General features: G+C 59.2%; 23 protein-coding genes and 2 other annotated features (1 of these 25 running past the window's edge). Of the genes, 8 read left to right on the top strand and 15 right to left on the bottom strand.

The window, feature by feature from the left end; genetic code table 11:
* Positions 1-218, top strand: a binding site (T-box leader); it begins 49 nt to the left of the window's first position.
* Between the two features lie 250 nt (positions 219-468).
* The 4 genes from MTP41_RS10740 (at position 469) to leuB (ending at position 5,136) form a co-directional block, all read left to right on the top strand.
* On the top strand, positions 469-2,121 hold the full coding sequence (locus MTP41_RS10740; protein ID WP_249235501.1) for a 2-isopropylmalate synthase: 1,653 nt from the start codon (positions 469-471) through the stop codon (positions 2,119-2,121).
* A 163-nt stretch (positions 2,122-2,284) separates the two neighbouring features.
* Positions 2,285-3,544 carry a 3-isopropylmalate dehydratase large subunit gene (leuC, locus tag MTP41_RS10735; RefSeq protein WP_118529126.1) on the top strand — a complete coding sequence of 420 codons (1,260 nt, stop codon included), beginning with the start codon at positions 2,285-2,287 and terminating at the stop codon, positions 3,542-3,544.
* 18 nt (positions 3,545-3,562) lie between these two features.
* Positions 3,563-4,051 (top strand): 3-isopropylmalate dehydratase small subunit, encoded by a 489-nt coding sequence (gene leuD / locus MTP41_RS10730; RefSeq protein ID WP_097776707.1) that lies wholly within the window; start codon positions 3,563-3,565, stop codon positions 4,049-4,051.
* A gap of 11 nt (positions 4,052-4,062) precedes the next feature.
* Positions 4,063-5,136 (top strand): 3-isopropylmalate dehydrogenase, encoded by a 1,074-nt coding sequence (gene leuB, locus MTP41_RS10725; RefSeq protein WP_097776708.1) that lies wholly within the window; start codon positions 4,063-4,065, stop codon positions 5,134-5,136.
* A 103-nt stretch (positions 5,137-5,239) separates the two neighbouring features.
* Here leuB and upp read toward each other — a convergent pair whose 3' ends face one another.
* From upp to MTP41_RS10700, 5 genes are all read right to left on the bottom strand, one after another.
* Entirely contained in the window at positions 5,240-5,866 is a 627-nt protein-coding gene (gene upp, locus MTP41_RS10720) for a uracil phosphoribosyltransferase (RefSeq protein WP_005942246.1), read from the bottom strand.
* 85 nt (positions 5,867-5,951) lie between these two features.
* The gene (gene rpiB / locus MTP41_RS10715; RefSeq protein WP_097776710.1) at positions 5,952-6,398 is read right to left on the bottom strand and encodes a ribose 5-phosphate isomerase B; all 447 of its coding nucleotides are present in this window, start codon (positions 6,396-6,398) and stop codon (positions 5,952-5,954) included.
* Positions 6,399-6,431: 33 nt separating this feature from the next.
* Positions 6,432-7,160 (bottom strand): tRNA (adenosine(37)-N6)-threonylcarbamoyltransferase complex dimerization subunit type 1 TsaB, encoded by a 729-nt coding sequence (tsaB, locus tag MTP41_RS10710; protein WP_249235500.1) that lies wholly within the window; start codon positions 7,158-7,160, stop codon positions 6,432-6,434.
* Complete coding sequence (tsaE, locus tag MTP41_RS10705) at positions 7,157-7,582, bottom strand: tRNA (adenosine(37)-N6)-threonylcarbamoyltransferase complex ATPase subunit type 1 TsaE (protein ID WP_005942237.1); 426 nt, start codon at positions 7,580-7,582, stop codon at positions 7,157-7,159. The genes tsaB and tsaE overlap by 4 nt, the downstream gene beginning before the upstream one ends.
* A gap of 98 nt (positions 7,583-7,680) precedes the next feature.
* A complete protein-coding gene (locus MTP41_RS10700; protein ID WP_249235499.1) occupies positions 7,681-8,856 on the bottom strand; it encodes a hypothetical protein in 1,176 nt (391 codons plus the stop codon).
* 296 nt (positions 8,857-9,152) lie between these two features.
* On the opposite strand from MTP41_RS10700, the gene MTP41_RS10695 reads away from it, so the two are divergent.
* Positions 9,153-10,370 (top strand): FtsW/RodA/SpoVE family cell cycle protein, encoded by a 1,218-nt coding sequence (locus MTP41_RS10695; RefSeq protein ID WP_249235498.1) that lies wholly within the window; start codon positions 9,153-9,155, stop codon positions 10,368-10,370.
* Positions 10,371-10,633: 263 nt separating this feature from the next.
* Complete coding sequence (locus MTP41_RS10690; protein WP_249236569.1) at positions 10,634-11,314, top strand: sugar transferase; 681 nt, start codon at positions 10,634-10,636, stop codon at positions 11,312-11,314.
* Positions 11,315-11,435: 121 nt separating this feature from the next.
* Here the strand turns inward: MTP41_RS10690 and ilvD are convergent, their stop codons facing one another.
* The 4 genes from ilvD to ilvB form a co-directional block, all read right to left on the bottom strand.
* Positions 11,436-13,094 (bottom strand): dihydroxy-acid dehydratase, encoded by a 1,659-nt coding sequence (gene ilvD / locus MTP41_RS10685; RefSeq protein ID WP_249235497.1) that lies wholly within the window; start codon positions 13,092-13,094, stop codon positions 11,436-11,438.
* Positions 13,095-13,262: 168 nt separating this feature from the next.
* A complete protein-coding gene (ilvC, locus tag MTP41_RS10680; protein ID WP_097774032.1) occupies positions 13,263-14,282 on the bottom strand; it encodes a ketol-acid reductoisomerase in 1,020 nt (339 codons plus the stop codon).
* Between the two features lie 86 nt (positions 14,283-14,368).
* Positions 14,369-14,941, bottom strand: coding sequence for an acetolactate synthase small subunit (gene ilvN / locus MTP41_RS10675; RefSeq protein ID WP_118529110.1), 573 nt, complete (start codon positions 14,939-14,941; stop codon positions 14,369-14,371).
* 15 nt (positions 14,942-14,956) lie between these two features.
* Positions 14,957-16,621, bottom strand: coding sequence for a biosynthetic-type acetolactate synthase large subunit (ilvB, locus tag MTP41_RS10670; protein ID WP_249235496.1), 1,665 nt, complete (start codon positions 16,619-16,621; stop codon positions 14,957-14,959).
* A 93-nt stretch (positions 16,622-16,714) separates the two neighbouring features.
* Positions 16,715-16,973, bottom strand: a binding site (T-box leader).
* Between the two features lie 169 nt (positions 16,974-17,142).
* On the opposite strand from ilvB, the gene MTP41_RS10665 reads away from it, so the two are divergent.
* Both MTP41_RS10665 and MTP41_RS10660 read left to right on the top strand, forming a co-directional pair.
* Positions 17,143-18,360 carry an ATP-binding protein gene (locus MTP41_RS10665; RefSeq protein WP_118529106.1) on the top strand — a complete coding sequence of 406 codons (1,218 nt, stop codon included), beginning with the start codon at positions 17,143-17,145 and terminating at the stop codon, positions 18,358-18,360.
* A 204-nt stretch (positions 18,361-18,564) separates the two neighbouring features.
* Entirely contained in the window at positions 18,565-19,365 is an 801-nt protein-coding gene (locus MTP41_RS10660; protein WP_097776716.1) for an SDR family NAD(P)-dependent oxidoreductase, read from the top strand.
* Between the two features lie 76 nt (positions 19,366-19,441).
* Here the strand turns inward: MTP41_RS10660 and MTP41_RS10655 are convergent, their stop codons facing one another.
* The 6 genes from MTP41_RS10655 to MTP41_RS10630 form a co-directional block, all read right to left on the bottom strand.
* On the bottom strand, positions 19,442-19,816 hold the full coding sequence (locus MTP41_RS10655) for a RidA family protein (protein ID WP_097774035.1): 375 nt from the start codon (positions 19,814-19,816) through the stop codon (positions 19,442-19,444).
* A gap of 29 nt (positions 19,817-19,845) precedes the next feature.
* The gene (ilvA, locus tag MTP41_RS10650; RefSeq protein WP_154260834.1) at positions 19,846-21,051 is read right to left on the bottom strand and encodes a threonine ammonia-lyase; all 1,206 of its coding nucleotides are present in this window, start codon (positions 21,049-21,051) and stop codon (positions 19,846-19,848) included.
* Positions 21,052-21,251: 200 nt separating this feature from the next.
* Positions 21,252-22,289, bottom strand: a complete 1,038-nt coding sequence (locus MTP41_RS10645) for a TPM domain-containing protein (RefSeq protein ID WP_249235495.1) — start codon at positions 22,287-22,289, stop codon at positions 21,252-21,254.
* A complete protein-coding gene (locus tag MTP41_RS10640) occupies positions 22,286-23,044 on the bottom strand; it encodes a LemA (protein WP_249235494.1) in 759 nt (252 codons plus the stop codon). The genes MTP41_RS10645 and MTP41_RS10640 overlap by 4 nt, the downstream gene beginning before the upstream one ends.
* Before the next feature lies 1 nt (position 23,045).
* Entirely contained in the window at positions 23,046-24,203 is a 1,158-nt protein-coding gene (locus MTP41_RS10635; RefSeq protein WP_249235493.1) for a toxic anion resistance protein, read from the bottom strand.
* Positions 24,204-24,243: 40 nt separating this feature from the next.
* Entirely contained in the window at positions 24,244-24,870 is a 627-nt protein-coding gene (locus tag MTP41_RS10630; RefSeq protein ID WP_005941432.1) for a 5-bromo-4-chloroindolyl phosphate hydrolysis family protein, read from the bottom strand.
* Positions 24,871-24,898 lie beyond the last annotated feature (28 nt).

The following is a 24,898-nucleotide window of genomic DNA, read 5'->3' as shown; positions in this document are numbered from 1 at the left end:
CGCCGGGTGGTGCAAGGCGGGTGCAGAGGGTTTCGGTTACTGGCCCCTGAGCGGCAGGGCTGAACACACAAGTAGGCTCTGACGGATGTCCACCGTTACAAGGACAGCGATTCGCCGCAAAAAGCCGATCGTGCAAAGCGGCTGTGCCCAAAGGCGCAGCAAAGAGAGTGGTACCACGGGTGCCCTGTAGTTTGAATTTACAGGCTCTCGTCTCTCAAGGTTTTCGCCTTGAAAGACGAGAGCCTTTTCGTATATCTGCCTTTTGGAAGCAGGCTTGCCCTCTCCGTCACGGCTTACGCCGTGCCACCTCTCCCAAAGTGAGAGGCCTTGGCAGTACGGCAAAGTTTCCGGTTTTGCCAAGGGCTCCCCCTTTGGGGGAGCTGTCGAACGAATGTGAGACTGAGAGGGCGAGGACGCTCACAAAGAGCATGGAGCAAGAAGTGTAAATCGTTTGGGAGGACGCACATTATGATGGACGCAACCAAGTACGCTCCGGGTTACTACCCGGTACCCGCAGGCTATGACAGCTGGGTAAAGAAGGATCACATTGAAAAAGCCCCCGCATGGTGCAGCGTGGACCTGCGCGACGGCAATCAGGCCCTGATCGTGCCCATGAGCCTTGAGGAAAAGCTGGAGTTCTTCCAGATGCTGGTCAAGATCGGCTTCAAGGAGATCGAGGTGGGCTTCCCTGCCGCCAGCGACACCGAGTACGAGTTCCTGCGCACCCTGATCGAGAAGAACATGATCCCCGATGATGTCACTGTGCAGGTGCTGACCCAGTGCCGCGACCACATCATCCGCAAGACCTTTGAGGCCGTCAAGGGCGCACCCCGCGCGGTGATCCACTTCTACAATTCCACCTCTGTGGCCCAGCGCGAGCAGGTGTTCCACAAGAGCAAGGAAGAGATCAAGCAGATCGCCACCGACGGCGCAAAGCTGGTCAAGCAGCTGAGCGAAGAGTATGAGGGCAACTTCCTGTTCGAGTACAGCCCTGAGAGCTTTACCGGCACCGAGGTGGACTATGCGGTGGATGTGTGCAACGCCGTGCTGGACATCATGCAGCCCACCCCGGACCGTCCCATGATCATCAACCTGCCCGTTACCGTGGAAATGAGCATGCCGCACGTCTACGCAAACCAGATTGAGTACTGCGACAAGCACCTGAAATACCGCGACAGCGTGATCATCTCCACCCATCCCCACAATGACCGCGGCACCGGCGTGGCCTGCGCAGAGCTGGCCGTGCTGGCGGGTGCACAGCGCGTGGAGTGCTGCCTGTTCGGCAACGGCGAGCGCACCGGCAACGTGGATGCCGTGACGCTGGCAATGAACATGTACAGCCACGGCGTGGACCCCAAGCTGGACTTCTCCGATATGCCGGACATCTGCGCCACCTACGAGCGGGTGACCCGGATGCACATTTACGAGCGCACCCCCTACGCCGGTCAGCTGGTGTTTGCCGCCTTCTCCGGCAGCCATCAGGATGCCATTGCAAAGGGCATGGCTTTCCGCAAGGAGCATGGCGAACACCGCTGGACCTGCCCCTACATCCCCGTTGACCCCCACGACATCGGACGCACCTACGATGCCGATGTTATCCGCATCAACAGCCAGAGCGGCAAGGGCGGCATCGGCTTTGTGCTGGAACAGAACTACGGCTACAACCTGCCGCCCAAAATGCGCGAGGCGCTGGGCTACAAGGTCAAGAGCGTTTCCGACCACAGCCACAAGGAGCTGAGCGCAAACGAGGTGCTGCACATCTTCGAGGATGCCTTCCTCAACCGCTGCAAGCCGCTCAACGTTCTGGAAGCCCACTTTGCACAGGTGAGCGGCATCACCGCCACCGTCACGCTGGAGCTGAACGGTCAGCGCAAGGTGGTCACCTCGGTGGGCAATGGCCGTCTGGACGCTGTGGCAAACGCCATCCAGAGCGCCACCGGCATGGAGTTCCACCTCGAGACCTACTCCGAGCACAGTCTGGACGAAGGCTCCACCTCCCGCGCCGCCTCCTACGTCGGCCTTGTCTGGGGCGATAACACCGTCACCTGGGGTGCCGGCACCGACACCGATATCATCGTGGCTGGCATCAAGGCACTGGTGAGCGCGATCAATAATAAATAAAGAACTCCCCCAGTCTGCTTCGCAGACAGTCCCCTCGGAGATGGGGCCCTTGGCAGTGCGGAAAAGCTTCCCGTTTCGCCAGAGGCTCCCTCCTTGAGGGAGCTGGCACGGCGCAAGCCGTGCCTGAAGGAGTTCTACCAACAGATAAAAGGAGAGTACCATCATGGGAATGACCCTGACGCAGAAAATTCTTGCCGCACATGCCGGTCTTGCCGAGGTCAAGGCAGGCCAGCTCATCAATGCAAAGCTGGACATCGTGCTGGGCAACGACATCACCACCCCGGTTGCCATCAACGAGTTTGAAAAGGCCGGTTTTGACGGTGTGTTCGACAAAGAGCACATTGCCATCGTGCTGGATCACTTTGTGCCCAACAAGGACATCAAGAGCGCCACCCAGTCCAAGCAGTGCCGCGAGTTCGCCAACAAATACGATATCCTCAACTTCTATGATGTGGGCCAGATGGGCATTGAGCACGCCCTGCTGCCGGAAAAAGGCATCGTGACCGCAGGCGACTGCGTGATCGGTGCGGACAGCCACACCTGCACCTATGGTGCACTGGGTGCCTTCTCCACCGGCGTCGGCTCCACCGACATGGCCGCCGGCATGGCCACCGGCATGGCATGGTTCAAGGTGCCCTCTGCCATCAAGTTCGTGCTCAAGGGCAAGTTCGGCCCCCGCGTGTCCGGCAAGGACCTGATTCTGCACATCATCGGCATGATCGGTGTGGACGGTGCGCTGTACAAATCCATGGAGTTCACCGGCCCGGGCGTTGCCAGCCTGACGATGGACGACCGCCTGTGCATCTGCAACATGGCCATCGAGGCCGGTGCCAAGAACGGCATCTTCCCCGTAGACGATGTGACCAAGGCTTACCTCAAGGGCCGCAGCCAGCGTGAGCCGGTGTTCTTTGAGGCCGACCCGGATGCCGAGTACGAAAAGACCATTGAGATCGATCTGGACAAGCTGGAACCCACCGTCAGCTACCCCCACCTGCCCGAGAACACCCACCTTGCCAGCGAGGGCAAGGACATCAAGATCGATCAGGTTGTGATCGGCAGCTGCACCAATGGCCGTCTGGAGGACATGGAAGCCGCCTACAACGTGCTCAAGGGCAAGCACATTGCCAAGGGCGTGCGCGGCATCATCATCCCCGCCACCATGGCCGTTTACAAGGAATGCATCCTGCGCGGCTGGACCACTGCCTTTATTGATGCAGGCTGCATCGTGTCCACCCCCACCTGCGGCCCGTGCCTCGGCGGCTACATGGGCATTCTGGCTGAGGGCGAGCGCTGCGTTTCCACCACCAACCGCAACTTTGTGGGCCGCATGGGCCATGTGAAGAGCGAGGTCTACCTTGCTTCTCCCGCCACTGCCGCCGCCAGCGCACTGACCGGCTGCATCACCGACCCCCGCACGGTCTGATCGGAAAGGAGCACAACAATGAACGCAAAAGGTTCTGTTTTCAAATACCCGGACAACGTGGATACCGATGTCATCATCCCGGCCCGCCACCTGAACACGCAGGATGCTAAAGAGCTGGCCAGCCACTGCATGGAGGACATCGACAAGGACTTCGTCAAGAAGGTGAAGGACGGCGACATCATGGTGGGCGGCTGGAACTTCGGCTGCGGCTCCTCCCGTGAGCACGCACCGCTGTGCATCAAGACCGCCGGCATCTCGGTGGTCATTGCCAAGAGCTTTGCCCGCATCTTCTACCGCAACAGCATCAACATCGGTCTGCCCATCATGGAGTGCCCGGAGGCTGTGGATGCCATCAATGCGGGCGACACCGTCAGCGTCGATTTTGACACCGGCGTGATCACCGACGAGACCAACGGTAAGGTGTTCCATGCCGAACCCTTCCCGCCGTTCATTCAGGAGATCATCTCCGCCGGTGGACTGATGAAGTCCATCAAAAATAAGAAGTAAGGAGCTTTCCCATGGAAAAAAACATTGCTGTCATCTGGGGCGACTGCTCCAGCCCGGAGATCGTCAAGCAAACCATCCGCGTGCTTGACAAGGTGGCCGAGAAGTACGGCCACACCTTCCACTACACCGACGCTGCCATGGGCGGCGAAGCCATTGACAAATACGGCGACCCACTGCCCCAGCACGAGCTGGACAAGTGCCTTGCTGCGGACAGCGTCCTGCTGGGTGCCGTGGGCGGCCCCAAGTGGGAGGGCCTGCCCGGTGAGCAGCGCCCGGAGAAGGGCCTGCTGCGTCTGCGTGCAGGCATGGGCCTGTACTCCAACAACCGCCCGGCCAAGATCTGGCCGCAGCTGGCTCCTGCCAGCCCCCTGAAGCCCGAGATCGTGGCACAGGGCATCGATTTCATCATCGTGCGTGAGCTGATCGGCGGCGTATACTTTGGCAATCACGAGACCCACACCCTCGCCAGCGGCGAGAAGCAGGCCATCGACTCCATGCCCTACGCGGAGCACGAGATCGAGCGCATCGGCCGCATCGGCTTTGAGACCGCACGCAAGCGTCGCAAGAAGCTGTGCTGCGTGGACAAGGCAAACGTTTTGGACACCAGCCGTCTGTGGAGAAGCGTGATGCACCGCCTGCAGGCCGAATACCCGGATGTGGAATACAGCGAGATGTTCGTGGATAACTGCGCCATGCAGATCGTCAAGAACCCCGCCCAGTTCGACGTCATCGTCACCGAGAACATGTTCGGCGACATCCTGTCGGACGAGGCTTCCATGATCACCGGCTCCATCGGTATGATCCCGTCCTCTTCTCTGGGCGACGGCACCCGCGGCCTGTACGAGCCCATCCACGGTTCGGCCCCCGATATTGCGGGCAAAGACATCGTGAACCCCACCGCCTGCATCCTGTCTGCCGCCATGATGCTGCGCTACTCCTTCGGCCTGACCGCGGAAGCCGACGCCATCGAGAACGCCGTGAACAAGGTGCTGGACAAGGGCCTGCGCACCGCCGACAATATGAGCGAGGGCTGCACCTGCCTTGGCTGCACCGCCATGGGCGACGCCATTCTGGCCGAGATCTGAGTTTTTCTATAACGCACAAAGGGGAACGACAGCCGTCGTTCCCCTTTTCGTCTGCACAAAAAAAGAGCAGCTGTTTCCAGCTGCCCTTCTGCGATACAGTTTCTTACTTGGTGCCGTAGATGCGGTCGCCTGCGTCGCCCAGACCGGGAACGATATAGCCGTTCTCGTTCAGGTGGTCGTCCTGTGCGCCGAGGTAGATATCCACATCAGGGTGTGCCTCGTGCAGGGCCTTGATGCCTTCCGGAGCGGCGATCAGGCCGATGAACTTGATGCGCTTTGCGCCATGCTTCTTGATCTGGGTGATGGCATCAATGGCGCTGCCGCCGGTAGCCAGCATCGGGTCCAGAACCAGAACATCGCGCTCTGCGATATCCTGCGGCAGCTTGCAGAAGTACTCCACAGGCTGCAGGGTCTCCTCGTCGCGGTACAGGCCGATGAAGCCCACCTTTGCAGCGGGCAGCAGGGTCAGCATACCGTCCAGCATACCCATGCCTGCGCGCAGGATGGGCACCAGAGCCAGCTTGCGGCCAGCCAGCACCTTGGTCTTTGCCATGGTGATGGGTGTTTCGATCTCCACCTCTTCCAGAGGCAGGTCACGGGTCGCTTCGTAGCACAGCAGGGTCGCGATCTCGCCAACGAGGTCACGGAACTCCTTGGTACCGGTCTGCTTGTTGCGCAGAATGCTCAGCTTGTGCTGCAGCAGCGGATGCTCAACGATCATCGGGGTCATAAAAACACGCTCCTTATTTTAAATAGATAACTCTATCGGGTCCAAGATTACGATTTAAAACAGCTCCGCATACGCTTCGCCATGATCAGCGGTTCTCCAGTGCGGTCAGCTTGTCGATGCGGCGCTGATGGCGGCCGCCTTCAAACTCGGTGTTCAGGAAGAGATCCACCAGCTGGCAGGCCAAGCCTGCACCCACGACGCGGCCGCCCATGCACAGGGCGTTGGCATCGTTGTGGCGGCGGGTATACTCGCAGCTGAAGCTGTCAGAGCAGCAGCAGGCACGAATGCCCTTGATCTTGTTTGCTGCCATGCTGATGCCCACGCCGGTGCCGCAGAACAGCAGTGCCTTGCTGCACTCGCCGCTCACAACTGCATCGCAGGCGGGCACGGCCATATCGGGGTAATCCACGCTGTCGGTGCTATGGGTGCCAAAATCGATGTATTCCAGCCCCAGCTCCTTCAGATGCGCCTTGACAGCTTCTTTCAGTTCAAATCCGCCGTGGTCAGCGGCCAGTGCAATGGGTTTTGCCATGGAAATGTTCCTTTCTCTCAGTCACGCAGGGTTTTATGCCTGCTCCTTGTTTTGGGCGGCATTGGCTGCAGCTTCTGCTGCAAGGCGCTCTGCGCGCTCCCGCTCGGCCTGACTCAGGCGGTGGTAGTCCGGCAGCAGAGCCTCCGGCAGCACAGCCTTTCCGGCTTCGGCCATCTGCTTTGCCACAAGGGCCACTGCAGCAGCACGCCCGCCGCGCAGGGCCGCAGGTGCCTGCAGCACACCCGGCACACTGCTGTATTTATTATAGCACAGAGATGCGCCATCACCAACAAAAAACAGGGGCTTTTTGCAATTTTCTACAAAATCGGCCAGATCTGCCACCGCCCGGGCATCGTCTTCCAGCAGGCGGCTGTGGGTGGCAAGGTCGAACGCGGCACTGTATACCTGCGCACGGCGGGCATCCAGTGCGCACAGCACGGTGCCCTCGCCCGTGTGGGCTGCGGCCAGTGCTTCCAGCGTGGAAACCGGTGCGCACAGCGTTTCCCGCGGGAAGGCCAGACCCTTGACCGCCGCCAGACCGATGCGCAGCCCGGTAAAACTGCCGGGGCCTGCGTTGACACCGTACAAGTCAATCTCTGCACAGGTCATGCCGCACATCTTCAGGCAGGTGTCGATCATGGGCATCAGCGTTTCGCTGTGGGTCATGCCTGCGTCCAGATACACCTCGTACAGCAGGCGGTCATCCTGCAAAAGAGCCACACCGGCCGTTTTGCCCGCTGTATCCACAGCTAAGATGTTCATAGCGTTACCCCCTCAATGGTGATCCTGCGGGTATTTTCGTCCACGCGCTGGATATCCACCCGGATGGGGTTTTCCAGTGCCAGCAGGTCTGCAAAGTTCTCGCTCCACTCTGCTGCCACAATGGCCCCCTGATCCAAATAATCGTAAAAGCCTGCAGCACACAGGTCGTTCTCAGTGGAAATACGGTACAGGTCAAAGTGCGCCAGCGGCTTTGGGCCGCGGTAGTAGTTCACAATGGCAAAGGTTGGGCTGGACACCGGGTCGGTGCAGCCAAGGCCCTCGGCAAGGCCCTCGGTAAAAGCGGTCTTGCCCGCGCCCAGCCCGCCGGTGAACGCAACCAGCGAACCCGGTGCCAGCACTGCGGCCATACGGGCACCCAGCGCCACCGTCTCGGCGCGGGAGTGGGTGATATATTCTGACATGAAGCTTACCTCATTTTATAAAGCAAAAGGGACGGCAGAATGCTCTGCCGTCCTTTAGTATAATATACTTTGTGCAAAAGTGCAATGCCGTGTGTTGCTTACGCCGCCGCATCCACATCCGCTGCCGTGTAGGGGTTGGGCAGTGCAGCGCTTCGGTCTCCGCTGAGCATCGCATAGGATGCCGCCGCATGGGGCCGTCTGCCGCCCTGCTCGTTGTACCAGATGATATCATCGGTGCCGTAGATGCTCTTGGCATAGTCCACGGCCCGTTCCAGCGTTTCGCCCTCGATCATCCGGTTCACAGCGGCCCACAGCATACTGCGGGAATACACCGAGTAGACATTGTTCACATAGCCCATCACCGCCTTGGCACCGCCTGCCAGCAGGCCGTCTGCCATAGAGGTGTCCACATGGCCGTTCTTGCCGTAGAACTCGCAGGTCTCGCTGAGCACGATGCCGTTGCCGCGGTAGGCACTGCGGAAGAAATCGCCGTTGACGGCGTACATGCCGTTCACCTTGACCACGCGGTGGGCCAGCAGGTCAAAGCCATAGCGCAGATCGCTCCAGAAGTCCGATCTCTCGGTCAGCAGGATCAGCGGTTCCGTGGCGGTCTTTTTGAACAGCCAGCCGTATTCATAGGTGTAGTACGCGCCGTGGGTGCTCAGGATGCACAGGTCGTAACGGCCCATCCTGCGCAGGTCGGATACGGTAACGGTGGTATCCAGATCCGTCTGCAGGCCCACCGAATCCCAATAGGTCTGCATGTAGGCATAATACGGGTAGCGGGTGCTGTTGATCGTGTTGTCAAACGCATAATAGATCGCCGCCGTGCCCACCCGCTTGTTCTCTGCCAGCTCCTGCAGCTGGCTCTCGTCCAGCTCCGGCAGGGCTGCGGTGTTCTCCTCCTCCGGGTCGGTAAGCAAGATGCCGCCCAGCGCGCCGCAGCTGTAGGTAAAGCTGATCATGCCGTTTTCGGCATCGGTGTAGACAGACCCCTGCTTCACAAGGCCCTGTGCGGTCAGCGCATCCAGCTGCCGCAAAGCAGCATCTGTGCGCTCGTCCTCGGTCATCTGTGCATAGTCGCTGCCTCCGGTCAGTGCGGTCACAGCAGCATCTGCCTGCTGCATCTCGCGCACATCTGTGGCCGAAAGGCTCTGCTGCACAGCCGCCTGTTCTTCCGGCTGCTGTGCAAAAGCCGCTGTGGGCAGCGCTGTGAGCGCGAAAGCCAGAGCGCACAGTGCACACCCAAAACGGCGGAGCATATCGTGTTCCATTCCCATTTCCTCCGGGCATATCTGCCGCCCAATGCGGCACGCCGCCCTTTTCCAGCAGGCATCTTCCTGCCATTTTCTTTGCGCGGCAGGCGCTCTGCAAAGGAGCTTTCTGCTGCACCTTCATTGTAGATGGTGCGGTCTGCTTTGTCAAGCATTCGTGCGGATTTTGCAAAGCTGTCACACCCGGTGGATTGCAAACGGTGTGCAGGCTGTGTATAATAGGATAAACTGGGTTGGTATTGCCCGCTGCAGCGGCAAAACCCGGTGTGCATCTGGGAACGAAAGGTGGTGCTTTCTTGGAAAGCATTCGACAATATTTTAAACGAACAGATAAGATCTATCTGCTGCTGTGCATCTTCAGCAGCACCATGGCGGTGGTGGCTCTTGCCTCCTGGGCCGCAAAGCAGGGCAACGGCTTTGCCACGGACGAGATCACTGGTGCCATTACCGGCATCGGCGATTACCGCCGCGCGCTGGTGCAGGCCGGTGCGGCGGTGCTTGGCATCGTGATTGCGCTGCTGCTCTCCTGCATCGACTACCGCAGCCTTGTCAAGGTGTGGCCGGTGCATGTAGCCCTGACATGGGGTCTGGTGCTGCCCACGCTGTTCATCCGCAATGTGGCCATCGGCCCGCTGACCATCGGCTTCAACGCCGGTGACACCGACAACTACTCCTGGTACAAGCTGGGCGGCTTTACCTTCCAGCCCACGGAGCTGGCAAAGATCAGCTTTATCCTTACCTTTGCCATGCACCTGAACAATGTGCGCAGCCGCATCAACGAGCCAAAGGAGCTGGCAAAGCTTCTGCTGCATCTGGCCGCGCCCATCCTCATTATCCACATTCAGGGCGACGACGGCACCGCCATCATCTACGCCATCATCGGCTGCTGCATGATGTTTGCAGCGGGCCTGAGCTGGAAGTATATCATCGGTGCCATCTCGGCGGCAGCTGTGGCCGTGGCGGCGGCGTTTGCCTTTTTCAGCGATAAGATCGGCAAGGGCTACCAGTGGTACCGCATTCTGGCCGTTATCGACCCGGAGAATTCCACCGGCTGGGCACCCAACGAAGCCACCTGGAAAAACATCATCTATCAGCAGCAGCGCGGCGAGATCGCCATCGGCTCCGGCGGCATCTTCGGCAACGGCCTGTTCAGCGGGCGGTACTACAGCGTGCCCAATGCCCACAACGACTTTATTCTCAGCTGGATGGGCAATGCCATTGGCTTTGTTGGCCTGTGCATCGTGCTGGGGGCACTGCTGGCACTGGTGATCAAGACCTTTGCCACCGGTGCGCGCAGCGAAGACCTGCTGGGCAGCTACATCTGCGCCGGCATCGGCGGTGCTTTGATGGCGCAGATCGCCGTGAACGTGGGCATGAATCTGCGTCTGCTGCCGGTCATCGGTGTCACCTTGCCCTTCTATTCTGCGGGCGGCAGCTCGGTGCTGATGCTGTATATCTGTGTTGGATTAGTCCTTTCCGTATATATGCACAATACAAAGAGCCTGTTCGGGTAAAGTGCAGCTTACCCCCCCCCCTGTATTTTCCACATTTGCCGTTATATCAGTTGAAATCTCCGCATCCTGCTTGCAATCCACTGGGATGCATGATATAATAAAAATGTGCAGTTTTGCTGCTCAATATGGTGCAAGAAGCTGCATGGAGAGAGATTGGGGACTCTCCCCTACTTTTATAGTATCAACCGGAAAATGGAGTGAAACGAATCATGACATCCACAACAACTGCGCCAGAGGCGGAATACTGGCTGCAGACCGGTTGGATGGAGGAACCTGGCGCGGAGTTTGGCATCCGCAAACCAGTCACCATCGACCGCAAAACAAACCTGTACGAGCACCGTGCCTACTGGTGTGTGCGCCGCGCACAGGATGTCTTCTTTTCTCTGCTGGCGCTGGTGGTGCTTTCGCCGCTGCTGCTCATCACCAGCCTTGCGATCTGGCTTGACAGCCCGGGTTCAAGCCCCATCTTCAGCCAGTGGCGGGTGGGCCGCAATGGCAAGCTGTTCCGGCTGTACAAGTTTCGTTCCATGTGCCCGAACGCCGAGAGCAAGCTCAACGATCTGCTGAAGGACAACGAGATGGACGGCCCGGTGTTCAAGATGAATGATGACCCGCGCATCACCCGTGTGGGCCATTTCATCCGCAAGACCAGCATCGACGAGCTGCCGCAGCTGGTGAACATCCTCAAGGGCGATATGAGCATTGTAGGCCCGCGCCCGGCGCTGCCCCGCGAGGTAGCCCAGTACACGCCCTATGAATGGCAGCGGCTGTACGTGACACCCGGCCTTTCCTGCTACTGGCAGATCGCGCCGCACCGCAACCAGCTGAGCTTTGACGAATGGATGGCATTGGATGTGAAGTACGTCAAGGAACGCAGCTTTCTGGTGGACTGGAAGATCATCTTTGCAACCTTCCGTGCGGTGCTGTTCGGCCACGGAGAATAATTCGGATCACAGATCGGCAGAGCCTGCAGGCTTTGCCGATTTTTTTACAGATAGCCTTCAGGAAACAAAAAACAGAGGAACGACGCGGGGTCGTCCCTCTGTTTTTGCTTAGATCATCAAATTACTTCAGCACGGCGCCCAGATTTGCACTGGTGACCATGCGTGCGTAGCGGCTCAGCCAGCCGGTTTTGATGTTGGGTTCGGGTGCAACATACTTTGCCTTGCGCTGGGCCAGAACTTCGTCGCTGACCTCCAGCGTGATGGAGGCATTGGGGATATCAATGTTGATGGTATCTCCCTCCTCGATCAGGCCGATGGGGCCGCCGGAAGCAGCCTCCGGGCTGACATGGCCGATGGCTGCGCCGCGGCTCGCGCCGGAGAAGCGGCCGTCGGTGATGAGGGCCACGGTCTTGTCCAGCTTCATGCCGGCCAGTGCGGAGGTGGGGTTCAGCATCTCACGCATACCGGGGCCGCCCTTGGGGCCTTCGTAGCGGATGACCACTACATCGCCCGGGACGATCTTGCCCGCATAGATGGCGGCAATGGCCTCGTCCTCGCTGTTGAACACGCGGGCCGGGCCGGAATGCTGCTGCATCTCGGGGGCCACGGCGCTGCGCTTGACCACACAGCCGTCCGGTGCAATGTTGCCCCACAGGATCTGCAGACCGCCGGTCTGGGAGTAGGGGTTGTCGATGGGACGGATGGCCTTGTCGTTCAGGATGTGTGCGCCCTTGATGTTCTCGCCCAGCGTCTTGCCGGTAACGGTGGGCACATCCAGATCCAGCAGGCCCTTCTTGGCCAGCTCTGCCTGCACGGCGGGGATGCCGCCTGCGGCGTAGAGATCCGGCATGTGGGTGGGGCCGGCCGGTGCCAGATGGCACAGGTTCGGGGTCTTGGCGCTGATCTCATTGAACAGCTTCAGGTCGATGGGCACACCGGCCTCATAGGCGATGGCCAGCAGGTGCAGCACGGTGTTGGTGGAGCAGCCCAGCGCCATATCGCAGGTAAGAGCGTTGCGGATGGAGCGCTCGTTGATGATCTGGCGTGCGGTGATGCCCTTCTTGACCATATCCATGATGGCCATACCGGCGTGCTTTGCCAGCTGCAGACGCTTGGAGTAGACGGCAGGAATGGTGCCGTTGCCGGGCAGTGCGATGCCGATGGCCTCGCACAGGCAGTTCATGCTGTTGGCGGTGTACATGCCGGAGCAGCTGCCGCAGCTGGGGCAGCAGTTGCAGGTGCAGTCTTCCAGCTGATTCTCGGTGATCATACCGGCCTTGTAGGCACCCACAGCCTCGAACATCTTGGAAAGGCTGACCTCTTCGCCGCCGTAGGTACCGGCCAGCATGGGGCCGCCGGAGCAGACCACAGCGGGCACATCCATACGGACAGCGGCCATGACCATGCCGGGCACGATCTTGTCGCAGTTGGGCACCAGCACCAGACCGTCCAGCTGGTGGGCCATGAGCATGGTCTCCACGCTGTCGCAGATCAGCTCACGGGATGCAAGGCTGTACTTCATGCCCACATGGCCCATGGCGATGCCGTCGCACACGCCAATGGCGGGGATCAGGATGGGGGTGCCGCCTGCCATCTCAACACCGGCCTTTACGGCATCGGCGATCTTGTCCAGATTCATATGGCCGGGCACGATCTCGCTGTAGGCGCTCACCACGCCGATCAGCGGGCGCTCCAGCTCTTCCTTGGTATAGCCCAGTGCGTAGAACAGGCTTCGGTTCGGCGCACGCTCCGAACCCTTGGTCACATTGTCGCTTCTCATTTCAAATCCTCTTTTCTGACAAAAAACCTCTCCGTCACGGCTGCGCCGTGCCACCTCTCCCGAAGGGGAGAGGTTTTTGCGGAGGATCTATAAGGTTCTCACTTTCAACAAAAGCTCCCCCTTTCGGGGGAGCTGGCCGCCGAAAGGCGGCCTGAGAGGGTTTTCCCCTTACTTCTTCAGCCAGCTCATCATGCCGCGCAGCTCTGCGCCGACCTTCTCGATGGGCAGCTCTGCTTCCATGCGGCGCTTTGCCAGGAAGTGCACCTTGCGGCCACCGTTGGGGCTCATCTCGGTCAGGAACTCGGAAGCGAAGGTGCCGTCCTGGATCTCGGTCAGGACCTTCTTCATCTCCTTGCGGGTCTCGGCGGTGATCAGGCGCTTGCCGGTGCGGTAGTCGCCGTACTCAGCGGTGTTGGAGATGGAGTAACGCATCTTGGAGAAGCCGCCCTCGTTGATCAGGTCAACGATCAGCTTCATCTCGTGGCAGGTCTCAAAGTATGCCATCTCGGGCTCGTAGCCAGCTTCCACCAGCGTATCGAAACCGGCGTGGATCAGCTCGGAAACGCCACCGCACAGCACTGCCTGCTCGCCGAACAGGTCGGTCTCGGTCTCCTCCTTGAAGGTGGTCTGCAGGATGCCTGCACGGCCAGCGCCGATGCCGGAAGCGTATGCCAGAGCAATATCCTTAGCCTTGCCGGTGTAGTCCTGCTCCACGCAGATCAGAGAGGGGCAGCCCTCACCCTCGGTGTACAGGCGGCGGACGATGTGGCCGGGGCCCTTGGGAGCGATCATGATAACGTCAACGTTCTTAGGAGCAGTGATGGTCTTGAAGTGGATGTTGAAGCCGTGTGCAAAGGCCAGTGCCTTGCCCTCGGTCATGTAGGGAGCCACCTGCTTGTTATAGATGTCAGCGCACAGCTCATCGGGCACCAGCATCATGACAACGTCGCCGGCCTTGGCAGCTTCTTCCACTTCCATGACCTTGAAGTTCTCGTGAGTTGCTGCGAACTCAGAAGCCTTCTCCCAGTGAGCAGAGCCCTTGCGCAGGCCGACGACGACGTTCACGCCGCTCTCGGCCAGGTTCTCGGAATGGGCGTGGCCCTGGCTGCCGAAGCCGATGACAGCGACGGTCTTGCCGTCCAGCACGCCGAGGTTGCAGTCGGAATCGTAGTATTTCTTGATAGCCATGGTAGTTGTTCTCCTTTTTTGTTTTGTGTTTATTCAGTGGCTGATTGTAAACATTTTATTTTTTCGCTCCTTGAGAGCGGAAAAGCTCAGGTTCGTTCCGGGCAGTGGGTCCCCGGCAGAGGCAGCTGTGCTTCGCGCACCTCCTGCGGAGGCTTCTGCATATGCTGATGCATCCCGCCGCGCTCCAGTGCGGTAACGCCGGTGCGGCACTGCTCCAAAATTTTGTAATCTGTAAACATTTTCAGGAAGGCATCGATCTTATCCGGCTTGCCGATCAGCTCAAACACCATGCTGTCCGGCGAAAGGTCGATGATCTTGGCCTTGTAGATGCTGGCGATCTCCCGCAGCTCGCTGCGGTTGTGCACATCGGATGCTACCTTCAGCAGCAGCAGTTCCCGTTCCAGAGATTTTTCGCCGTCCAGCACGAACACCTGACGGGTAACTTCCAGCCGTTCGGTCTGCAGGATCAGCTGCTTGAGGGCCTTGTCATCGCTGGTAATGGTCACGGTGATGCGGCTGACTGCCGGGTCGTTGGTGGCCGAGACCGTCAGGCTGTCGATGTTGAAGCCGCGGCGGCAGAACAGGTTGGACACACGGGCCAGAACACCGCTCTGGTTGTCCACCAGCAGGCTGATGACCCTGCGCTTGTTGGATTCCATATTGCTGTGCCCTCCTTATTCCATGATGATATCGTTGATGTCGCCGCCGCCGGGGATCATGGGCAGCACCTTTTCGTCCTTATCGATGATGCACTCGATCCAGGTAGGGCCTTTCTGCTTCATCGCATCCGCAAAAGCAGCCTGAAACTCCGGCAGGTTTCTGCAGCGGTAGCCCTTCAGGCCAAAGCCCTCGGCCAGCTTGACGAAGTCCGTCTTGCGGTGGGGATCGGTCTGGCTGTAGCGCTTTTCGTAGAAGGTGGTCTGCCACTGGCGCACCATGCCCAGCACCGAGTTGTTGAAGATCACGGTGATGATGGGCAGCTCATAGCTCACGGCGGTGCAGGCCTCGTTCAGGTTCATGTGGAAGGAGCCGTCGCCGGTAAACATGACCACCCGCTGGTCGCGGCCCAGAGCCATCTGTGCGCCAATGGCGGCACCGTAGCCAAAGCCCATGGTGCCCAGACCGCCGCTGGTGATAAAGCCGCGGCTCTTGGCGTGGCGCAGGTACTGTGCCGCCCACATCTGGTGCTGGCCCACATCGGTCACATACACGGCCTCCGGGCCGCACTGGTTGCACACCTCGCCGATCACCTGATGGGGCATCAGGCGGGTGGGGTCGGACACCGGGTGGTAATCCTGTGCCTGCCACTCACGGATCATCTTCATCCAGTCGGGATGCTTCTTTTCCTCGATCTGCGGCAGCATGGCGTTCAGCACGTAAGCGGCATCGCCCACGATGGAAAGATCGACCTCCACATTCTTGCCCAGCTCACTGGGGTCGATGTCGATCTGGATGATGGTGGCGTTCTTTGCAAAGGTCTTGGGGTTCAGGGCCACACGGTCCGAGAAGCGGGTGCCCACCGCGATCAGCACGTCGCAGTCGGCCACGGCACGATTGGAGGTGTAACAGCCGTGCATACCCACCATCCCAATGTTCATCGGGTCGCCGTAGGGCACAACGCCTGCGGCCATCAGGGTGTAGGTGGCCGGGATCTCTGCCTTGTGCAGCAGATCACGCAGCGGCTGGCAGGAGGCTGCGCTGCGCACGCCGCCGCCAAAGTAGACCAGCGGGCGCTGGGCCGCATTGATAAGATCCGCTGCCCACTTGACCTGCTCCGCGTTGAAGGTGGTCACGGTGCGGATGGGCTCCGGCTTTTTGGGGGTGAACTCGCATACCGCCGTTGTCACGTCCTTGGGGATATCCACCAGCACCGGGCCCTTGCGGCCGCTCTGTGCAATACGGAAGGCAGAGCGCATGGTATCGGCCAGCTCTTCCACCCGGCGCACCGTGAAGTTGTGCTTGGTAATGGGCATCGTGATGCCCTCAATGTAGGCTTCCTGAAAGCCGTCCTTGCCAAGGCCCGCCGTGGCTACGTTGCCGGTGAAGGCCACCATGGGCACCGAGTCCATATAGGCTGTGGCAATGCCGGTGACCAGATTGGTGGCACCCGGGCCGCTGGTGGCCAGCACCACACCGGTGCGGCCGGTGGCACGGGCATAACCGTCTGCCGCGTGGGCCGCGCCCTGTTCATGTGCCGTCAGCACATGGGTGATGCGGTCCGAATTTTTGTACAGCTCATCGTAAAGATTCAGCACTGCGCCGCCGGGATAACCAAAAAGGGTGTCCACGCCCTGCTCGCAGAGGACCTCCACAAAAATCTGAGAACCATTCAACTGCATGGTGAGTTTCTCCTGTTTTCCTAACCTTTTTCCACTTTTTACACGTTCCCGGGGAGCTTCTTTTTTAAAAGAAAAGGCCCTTGTCCCCTGTTATCAAGAGACAAAGACCTTGTGATCATCAAGCTCTCTGCGGTACCACTCTCGTTGGCGTGCTGTGCACACCCTCTCACGGGCTTCCAACAAAGCCCTGCACGGTAACGGCTGCAACCGGCGCTGCTTACAAGGGTTTTGCACCCGTTGGGCAGGCTGCTCCGGGATGATTTTCCGCACGAAGCACTGACTGCCTTGCACCAGACGGCAGCTCTCTGAACAGTGGGGATCGTGTGGTACTTTTTCCCATCTGCGCATTTGTTGATGTAAATTATACTATAAATCGGCCTTTTGTCAATCGACAATTTGTAACCTGAATCACCCCAAACATGAAGTTAATTGAACACCTCTTGCGCCATGGCACAATGCGCTGTATACTTCTGATATGCGCGCCTGCGCGTTTAATTTAAGACCAACTAGAGGACAGGAATATGAAATTGAGAGAATGGAATGCCCGGCTGCACGGGCTTGTTGTTTTCCGCAGCCTGCTGGACGACCCCGTTGTGGCAAAGCTTGTGGACCTGACCGACCGCATGGAAGCCGGTGCGCCCGGCTATGGCCCGGTGTGCGACGCTGTGGCCCAATTTGAAGCCGCACTGTTCGAGCACACCACCAACTGGGGCAGCTACCTCAGCGCCGCTGTGCTGGAAGCCGAGACCGTCTGCGTACGTCAGGCTGCATCGGGCACCCTTGCCCCTGCATTGCAGACCGCGCTGGACAGTGAACTGGCTTTTCTGCAGGCTCTGTGCGGCCTGACGCTGGACGAACTGCTGGCCGCTGCCGGTTCTGCCACAGGGCAGGCGCAGGAGCTGGCTTTCCTGCCCCGGTGGGAGACCTCCAGCATCGACCTGCCTGCCGCCTACGCCCAGCGCATGAGCGAGGTGGGAAAAAAGGGCTATGGCATGTTTGCCAAGCACCATGTGTTCACGGTGGAGAACGGCCAGCTGGTGCCGGTGAAATACCCGGATCCCCAGCGCCTTTCCGAGCTGCCCGGCTACGAGAAGGAGCGCGAAAAGGTCATTGCCAACACAAAGGCCCTGCTGGCCGGGATGCCCGCCAACAATGTGCTGCTGTACGGCGATGCAGGCACCGGCAAGTCCAGTGCGGTGAAAGCCATTGCCAATGAGTTTGCACCTGAAGGCCTGCGGCTGGTGGAAGTGAAGAAGAACCAGCTCTACCAGATCCCGGATCTGATGGACAAACTGGCCGCGAACCCGCTCAAATTCATCCTGTTCATCGACGACCTGAGCTTTACCGCCAACGACGACAACTTTGCCGCCCTGAAGGCCATTCTGGAGGGCAGCGTGGGCGGCAGAGCCAAAAACATTGCGGTATACGCCACCTCCAACCGCCGCCACCTTATTAAAGAAACACTGACCGACCGCACCGGCGACGACATCCATGAAGCCGATACCCGGCAGGAGCTGATGAGCCTTTCGGCCCGATTCGGCCTGACGGTCACTTTCCAGCGGCCGGAGAAGGCCCGGTTTGAGACCATTCTGGCCGAACTGGCAAAGCAGCACGGCATCGACATGCCGATGGATCAGCTGCTGGTCAAAGCCGAAGCCTTTGCCATCCGCGCCGGCGGCCGCAGCCCCCGCGTGGCAAAGCAGTTTATTGAGCAGTGCGAGGCGGGCGTGCAGAAGTAATTAGTTTGTCTTTATTTTAACATCAAAGTCTCTGATAAATCTTTCACAAAATGCCGAGAAGTCGTGAATTTTTTCACCTTCTCGGCATTCTTTGTCTATTTTTTATTTATCGGTAAAAAGCCTTGCATTCTATGGAAATTCAGGCTATAATATGGCCAACATCAGCCAATTGATATATCAACTGAGTATTTCTGGAGGGCAACTATGGGCTTTTTAACGGGTAAGACCGCTATCATCACCGGCGCAGGACGCGCCGTACTTTCCGATGGCAGCTGCGGCTCCATCGGCTATGGCATTGCCACCGCCTTTGCAAAAGAGGGCGCAAATCTGGTCATCACTGGCCGCAATGTAAAAAAACTGGAAGAGGCAAAAAACGAGCTGGAAGCCAAGTATGGCATCCGCGTTCTGCCGGTGCAGGCAGATGTGTGTGCAGGCACCGACAACGAAGCCACCGTGCAAAATGTCGTCAAGCAGGCTGTGGATACCTTTGGCGGCATTCAAGTGCTGGTGAACAACGCACAGGCATCCGCTTCCGGCGTGCCGCTGGCAGAGCACACCACCGAGCAGTTTGATCTGGCCCTTTATTCCGGCCTGTACGCCGCATTTTACTATATGAAGGCCTGCTATCCCTATCTGGCCAAGTCCAAGGGCAGCGTAATCAACTTTGCATCCGGTGCAGGCTTGTTTGGCAACTTTGGCCAGTGCGCCTACGCTGCCGCCAAGGAGGGCATCCGCGGCCTGTCCCGCGTGGCCGCTACTGAGTGGGGCAAGGATGGCATCAATGTCAACGTGATCTGCCCGCTGGCCTGGACCGCCAAGCTGGAGCAGTTCCAGCAGGCATACCCAGATGCGTTCAAGGCCAACGTCAAGATGCCGCCCATGGGCCACTACGCCAACCCCGAGACCGAGATCGGCCGGGTATGCGTGCAGCTGGCCATGCCGGACTTCAAGTATCTGTCCGGCGAGACTCTCACGCTGGAGGGCGGCATGGGTCTGCGCCCGTAATTGCTGTTCTCATTCTTCCTCATACATGCAAAAGGGGCTGTGCCAGCGGCACAGCCCCTTTTGTGTTTAGGCCTGATTATTCGCGCACGGCGATGCACTCGATCTCCAGCTTTGCGCCCTTGGGGATGGCGGCCACCTGCACGCAGCTGCGGGCAGGGAACGGCTCAGCAAAGGCCTTGGCATACACGGCATTCACAGCGGCAAAATCGTTGATATCGGCCAGAAAAATGACAGTCTTGACCACATTTGCCATGGAAAGGCCAGCCTCGGCCAGAATGGCCTTGAGGTTTGCAAGACTCTGCGCAGCCTGCTCTTCAACCGTATCGGCCATCTTGCCGGTAGCAGGGTCTACCGGGATCTGGCCGGAAACAAACACCATATTGCCCAGATCGATCGCCTGGCTGTAAGGGCCGATGGCTGCGGGTGCGTTGGAAGTGGAAACGACTTTCATGATAAAACGTTCCTTTCTTTTTTCTTCTATTATACTCTTTCGCTCACAAGCTGGAAACCCTCTTTTGCAAGCTCTGCGCGGATCTGCTCGATCTGCTCGGCATCGCGGGTCTCAAGAGTGAGCTTGAGGAAGCAGCTGGAAATGGGCATATTGGGATCGGAGCCATCGTGCTGCACCGACACCACATTGCTGCCGCAGCGGGACACGATCTCGGCCACCTTCTTGAGCTGGCCGGGCCTGTCCTCCAGCGCAATGGTCATGTTCGCCTTGCGGCCGCTCATGACCAGACCACGGGTGATCACGCGGTTGAGGATGTTCACATCGATGTTGCCGCCGGAGACGACGCAGGCCACCTTTTTGCCCTCGACCGGCAGCTTGTGGAACAGCACTGCAGCCACCGGCACGGCTCCGGCACCCTCGGCAACCAGCTTCTGGTTCTCCATCAGCGAGAGGATGGCGGCAGCGGTCTCATCCTCGCTCACGGTCACGATGTCGTCCACATACTGCTCACAGATCTGGTAGGTCAGCTCACCGGGAGTCTTGACCTGAATGCCGTCTGCAAAGGTAGAAACGGCTTTCAGGGTCTGGTACTTATGCTCGTGCAGGCTGCGGTACATGCTGGGTGCACCCTCGGCCTGTACGCCATAGACCTTCACCTCCGGGCGCAGACTCTTGATAGCAAAGGCCACGCCGGAGATCAGGCCGCCGCCGCCCACCGGCACAACGACCGCATCCACATCCGGCAGCTGATCCAGAATTTCCAGACCAATGGTTCCCTGCCCCGCGATGACCTGCTCATCGTCATAGGGGTGGATAAAGGTCATGCCGGTCTCTTCCTGCAGCTCCACAGCCTTGTCGTGGGCATCATCGTAGGTGCCGGGCACCAGACACACCTCTGCGCCCAGATTCTTGGTATTCTCCACCTTCATGATGGGGGCACCGTCCGGCATACAGACGATGCTCTTGATGCCGCGACGGGTAGCAGCCAGCGCCACGCCCTGTGCGTGGTTGCCGGCAGAGCAGGCGATCACGCCCTTGGCGCTCTCCTCCTCGGAAAGCTGGCTGATCTTATAGTAAGCACCGCGCACCTTAAAGCTGCCGGTGGCCTGCAGGTTTTCGGTTTTCAGGTACAGCTGGCAGTCCTTGGAGAGCTTGGGTGCCTCGATGAGGTCGGTCTTGCGGGCAACATCCTTGAGCACAAAGGCTGCATGGTAGATCTTATCCAGAGTCAGCATGGTTTTCTCCCTCTATTTTTATCGTTCCCTGCTCTGCGGCTTTTCCGCCCTCAGAGCCTTTATTTCTGGCTTATTATGCATGTTTCTCAGTATAGGTTAGCAAAGTTGATTTGTCAAATGAATTTCCTTCACGCCTGAAACCGAAAAAGAGAACTGCCGCAGGCATACCGCCCACAGCAGTTCTCCGTGTTTTTGTGTTTTTAACGGCCGCGGCCACCGCCGCCGCCGTGGCTGCCGCCGCCGCCCATTCCACCGAAGGAGCCGCCGCCGAAGCTGCCGCCGCCGAACGAGCCGCCCCCAAAGGAGCCGCCTCCGCGGGAGCCACCGAAGGACCCGCCGCCAAAGCCGCCGCCCATGGGAGGACGGGGCGGACGCCGGTTGTTGTTCCGGGGCGGGCGGGGCCGGTCATTGCGGGGGCCGGGGCCATAGCCCGGGCCGTATCCGGGACCGAAGCCGGGGCCCGGAGGAGGCGGCGGGCCGGGACGGTGCCGACGGGCCGAACCTGCCATGTAGCCCCATGCAAAGGGACCCCAGTTCCAGCCTGCTGCGTGGCCGATGGGTGCAATGAACACCCGGAACACGAACAGCACGATGATCAGCATCACCATCAGGGACATGAACAGGATCACGATGCCCAGAACGACATCCTCAAAAGTGGTGGGGCCGTCGTCCGGCTGGGCATAGCTGCCATTATTGCCCGAAAGGCTCACACCGTAGATATCCGCAATGGTGCTGGCCACATTGTTGGCACAGGTGGTCACTGCACCGTCGTAATCATAGGCAGCAAAGTCGTTTTCCATGCTCTGGGCAATGGCACTGGCCTGACTTTCCAGCGTGGTATTGCGGAAGCCGTCGCCGTAGGTCACGTAGTAATCGCCGTCCTCGTAGATGGGCGATTCCATCACCAGCAGGATCAGCACGCCGTTATTATTCGTAGCATCGCCGATGCCCCAGGCGTTGAAGGCCTGTGTTGCATAATCCTCAGTGGAATAATTACCCGTATAATCTACAGTCAGTACGCCGATCTGTGCTCCGTTGCAGCTGGACTGCAGCTGGTTGTTCAGATCAACGATGGTCTGGGTAGTGCTGTCGCTCAGGATGTTGGCATCATCCACCACACATTCGTCTCTGGGCAGGTCCGGCAGGCTGGCGGCGGCAAGGGCCGCCGGGCACAGGGCCGCTGCGCCCACCACAAGGGCCAGCACCAGAGCGCTTACGCGTTTTGCAAAATTTTTCATGCGAAGGGTTCAACCTCCTTTACACCGGCAATGGCTCCCAACACGCTGGCCGGAAAGCCGCCGGTCTCTTTCTGGTAGTCGTAAACGGCATCGTTGTATTTCAGGGTGCCGATAATGGTAGCCGCACTGTTGAACTGGCCGTACTGGCCCTGCACCGCGCCCATCTTCATGGGGTCTGCGGCCTGCTCCTGCAGTTTTGCGTAGAGCTGATCGATCCGCGACCCCAGCACCTCGTTAGCCTGATACAGCGCATGCATCGTGCTGCCCTGATAATAGGGCAGCGAGGTGAGTGCCTGACTTTTGCCGCCGTTCTGCACGGCTTCCAGACAGGCGGTAAAATCGCTCAGCGCGCTCTGTGCGGCCTGTACCTCGGCACTGTCCGCTCCCAGCGTGCTGCCGGCGGTGGTGATGATGTTTGCCGCCGTGTTCATGCGGGTGGTCAGCTCTTCGTTGAGGTTATAGCCGTTGTCTGCCGCCACACCCACCGTGTACCATTTGCGGACTTCGTTGTACCGGCTGCGCAGCTTGGCGCTGCCAAAGCCCAAAAAGGCCGCCAGCATCACCACCACGCTCAGCGCCAGTGCAGCTGCGCGGGTGGAAAGGGCTGCGGGCAGCTTTGCTTCCAGCCCTGCCAGCTTCTGCTGCAGAGGTGTCAGCGGCACGGCCTGCTCCGGCTGCTTTTGTTCGCGGTAGCTGCCCGCGTCAAAACCGCCGGAAGTGCTGTTCTGTTTTTGCGAAAAATCTGCGTTTGCCATCTCAGCTCCGGATCTCCATCATTTTTGCTTTCAGTTCGTCCTCGATGCGGTTCAGCTCCTGCTCGGCGGCAGCGCGCTTTGCGCGGCCCTCGCTCTGGATCTTGTTCAGCTCGTCCAGCGTCTCGATCAGGCTCTTGTTGGTCTGCTGCAGGGTCTCGATATCCACCACACCGCGCTGAGATTCCTTTGCGGTCTCGATGGTACCCATCTTCAGGGCCTCGGCGTTCTTCTTGAGCAGGTCGTTGGTCATGTCGGTCACGGCACGCTCGGCCTGCATGGCCTGCTGGCTGTGGGCCAGACCCAGTGCCAGCACCATCTGGTTCTTCCACAGGGGGATGGTGTTGACGATGGTGGACTGGATCTTCTCTGCCATCATGGTGTCGTTGTTCTGCAGCAGGCGGATCTGCGGCCCCATCTGCAGGCTGATGTTGCGGGTCAGTTCCAGATCATAGAGCTTCTTCTCAAAGCGTTCGCACTGGTCGGCCAGATCACGAGCCGCCTGTGCATCCTCCGGCAGGCCGGAAGCCTTGGCCTTATCCATGGCCTGCTGCAGCTCGTTTGCGCGCACATCGGCCAGCTTCTTTTTGCCGGCAAGGATATACATGCTCAGCTCCTTGAAGTAGGCCATGTTCAGCTCGTACATCTTATCCAGCATGGCGATGTCTTTGAGCAGCTGCACCTGATGGCCCTCCAGCATGGACTGGATCTTTTCCACGTTGGTCTCGGCCTTGTTGTACTTCATCTTCATGGCATCCAGCTGGTCGCCCTTCTTCTTGAAGAAGCCGAGGATGCCCTTTTTTTCTTCCTCGCCTGCATCAAAGCTCTTCAGCTCACCGATCAGGCTGGTGATCATATCGCCCACTTCGCCCAGATCCTTGGTGGCCACCTTGGAAAGGGCGGCCTCGGAGAAATCGCCGATCTTCTTCTGACAGGCGGAGCCGTACTGCAGCACCTGCTGGCTGTTGGTAATATCGATCTTTTCAGCAAACTGATCCACCATGGCCTGTTCTTCCGGGGTCAGGTTCACCTGCGGCTGTTCCGGTGCGGCAGCTTCCTGCTGGGCGGGTGCCGCCTTTTCCTCTTCTGCCGGGGTGGGGTCCAGCGTCAGGGTGGGTACTGCGGGTGCATCGAGGTCAAAGTTGAATGTATTATCAGCCATAAGAGATTCCTTCCTTTCCAAATACCGTTTACCTTTTTTCTTAGCTCAGGCCCTGCCCTTTGAGCATGTTCTGCAGCACCGTGATATCTGCCGAAAGATCCATGCTCTCGGCGGCGTACAGGGCATCCAGCTGGTTTTCAAACGCCGTGGCAATGGAAGCAGCATTGTGCTCCACCTCGGTACGGATGGCTGCGGCATTCTCGCCGCGCACGCCCTGCTTTGCCAGCTTTGCATACTGCTGCAGAACGTTCACCGCATCCGGCAGGTAATAGTTTGCGAACCTGCGCACCTGCTTTGCCTTTTCCGGGTTTGCTTCCACCGCTTCCACAATGGAGCGGCCCGCCTTTTCCATGCGGGTCATGGCGGCAGAGAGCTGCGGGTCCGGCAGCTGCTCGTTGAGGGTGTGCAGGGTATCCAGTTTCTGCTGAATGTCGGTCAGCATCGCGTCCACATCCTCCACACCGGTGTGGAAAGGCACTTCGTGCTCCACCACCCGGGGCGGGCAGACCTTCTGTGCCGCACCAAAGGCCACAAATGCACCGCCCAGCGCCGCCAGAAGCGCCCACAGCTTATACACCGGCAGTACCGCGCACAATACCAAAAAGACCAGTGCCATTGCATAAAATGGCAGAACGCTGGGCTTTCTGGTGCGGATGATCTTGCTCATGTTTCTTCTCCTTGTCCGGGGCATTGCC

The sequence above is a fragment of the Faecalibacterium sp. I4-3-84 genome, assembly GCF_023347255.1.
Lineage (GTDB): Bacteria > Bacillota > Clostridia > Oscillospirales > Ruminococcaceae > Faecalibacterium > Faecalibacterium taiwanense.
Note: the sequence above shows the minus strand (reverse complement) of the source record. Positions and strands in the feature narration are given on the sequence as shown.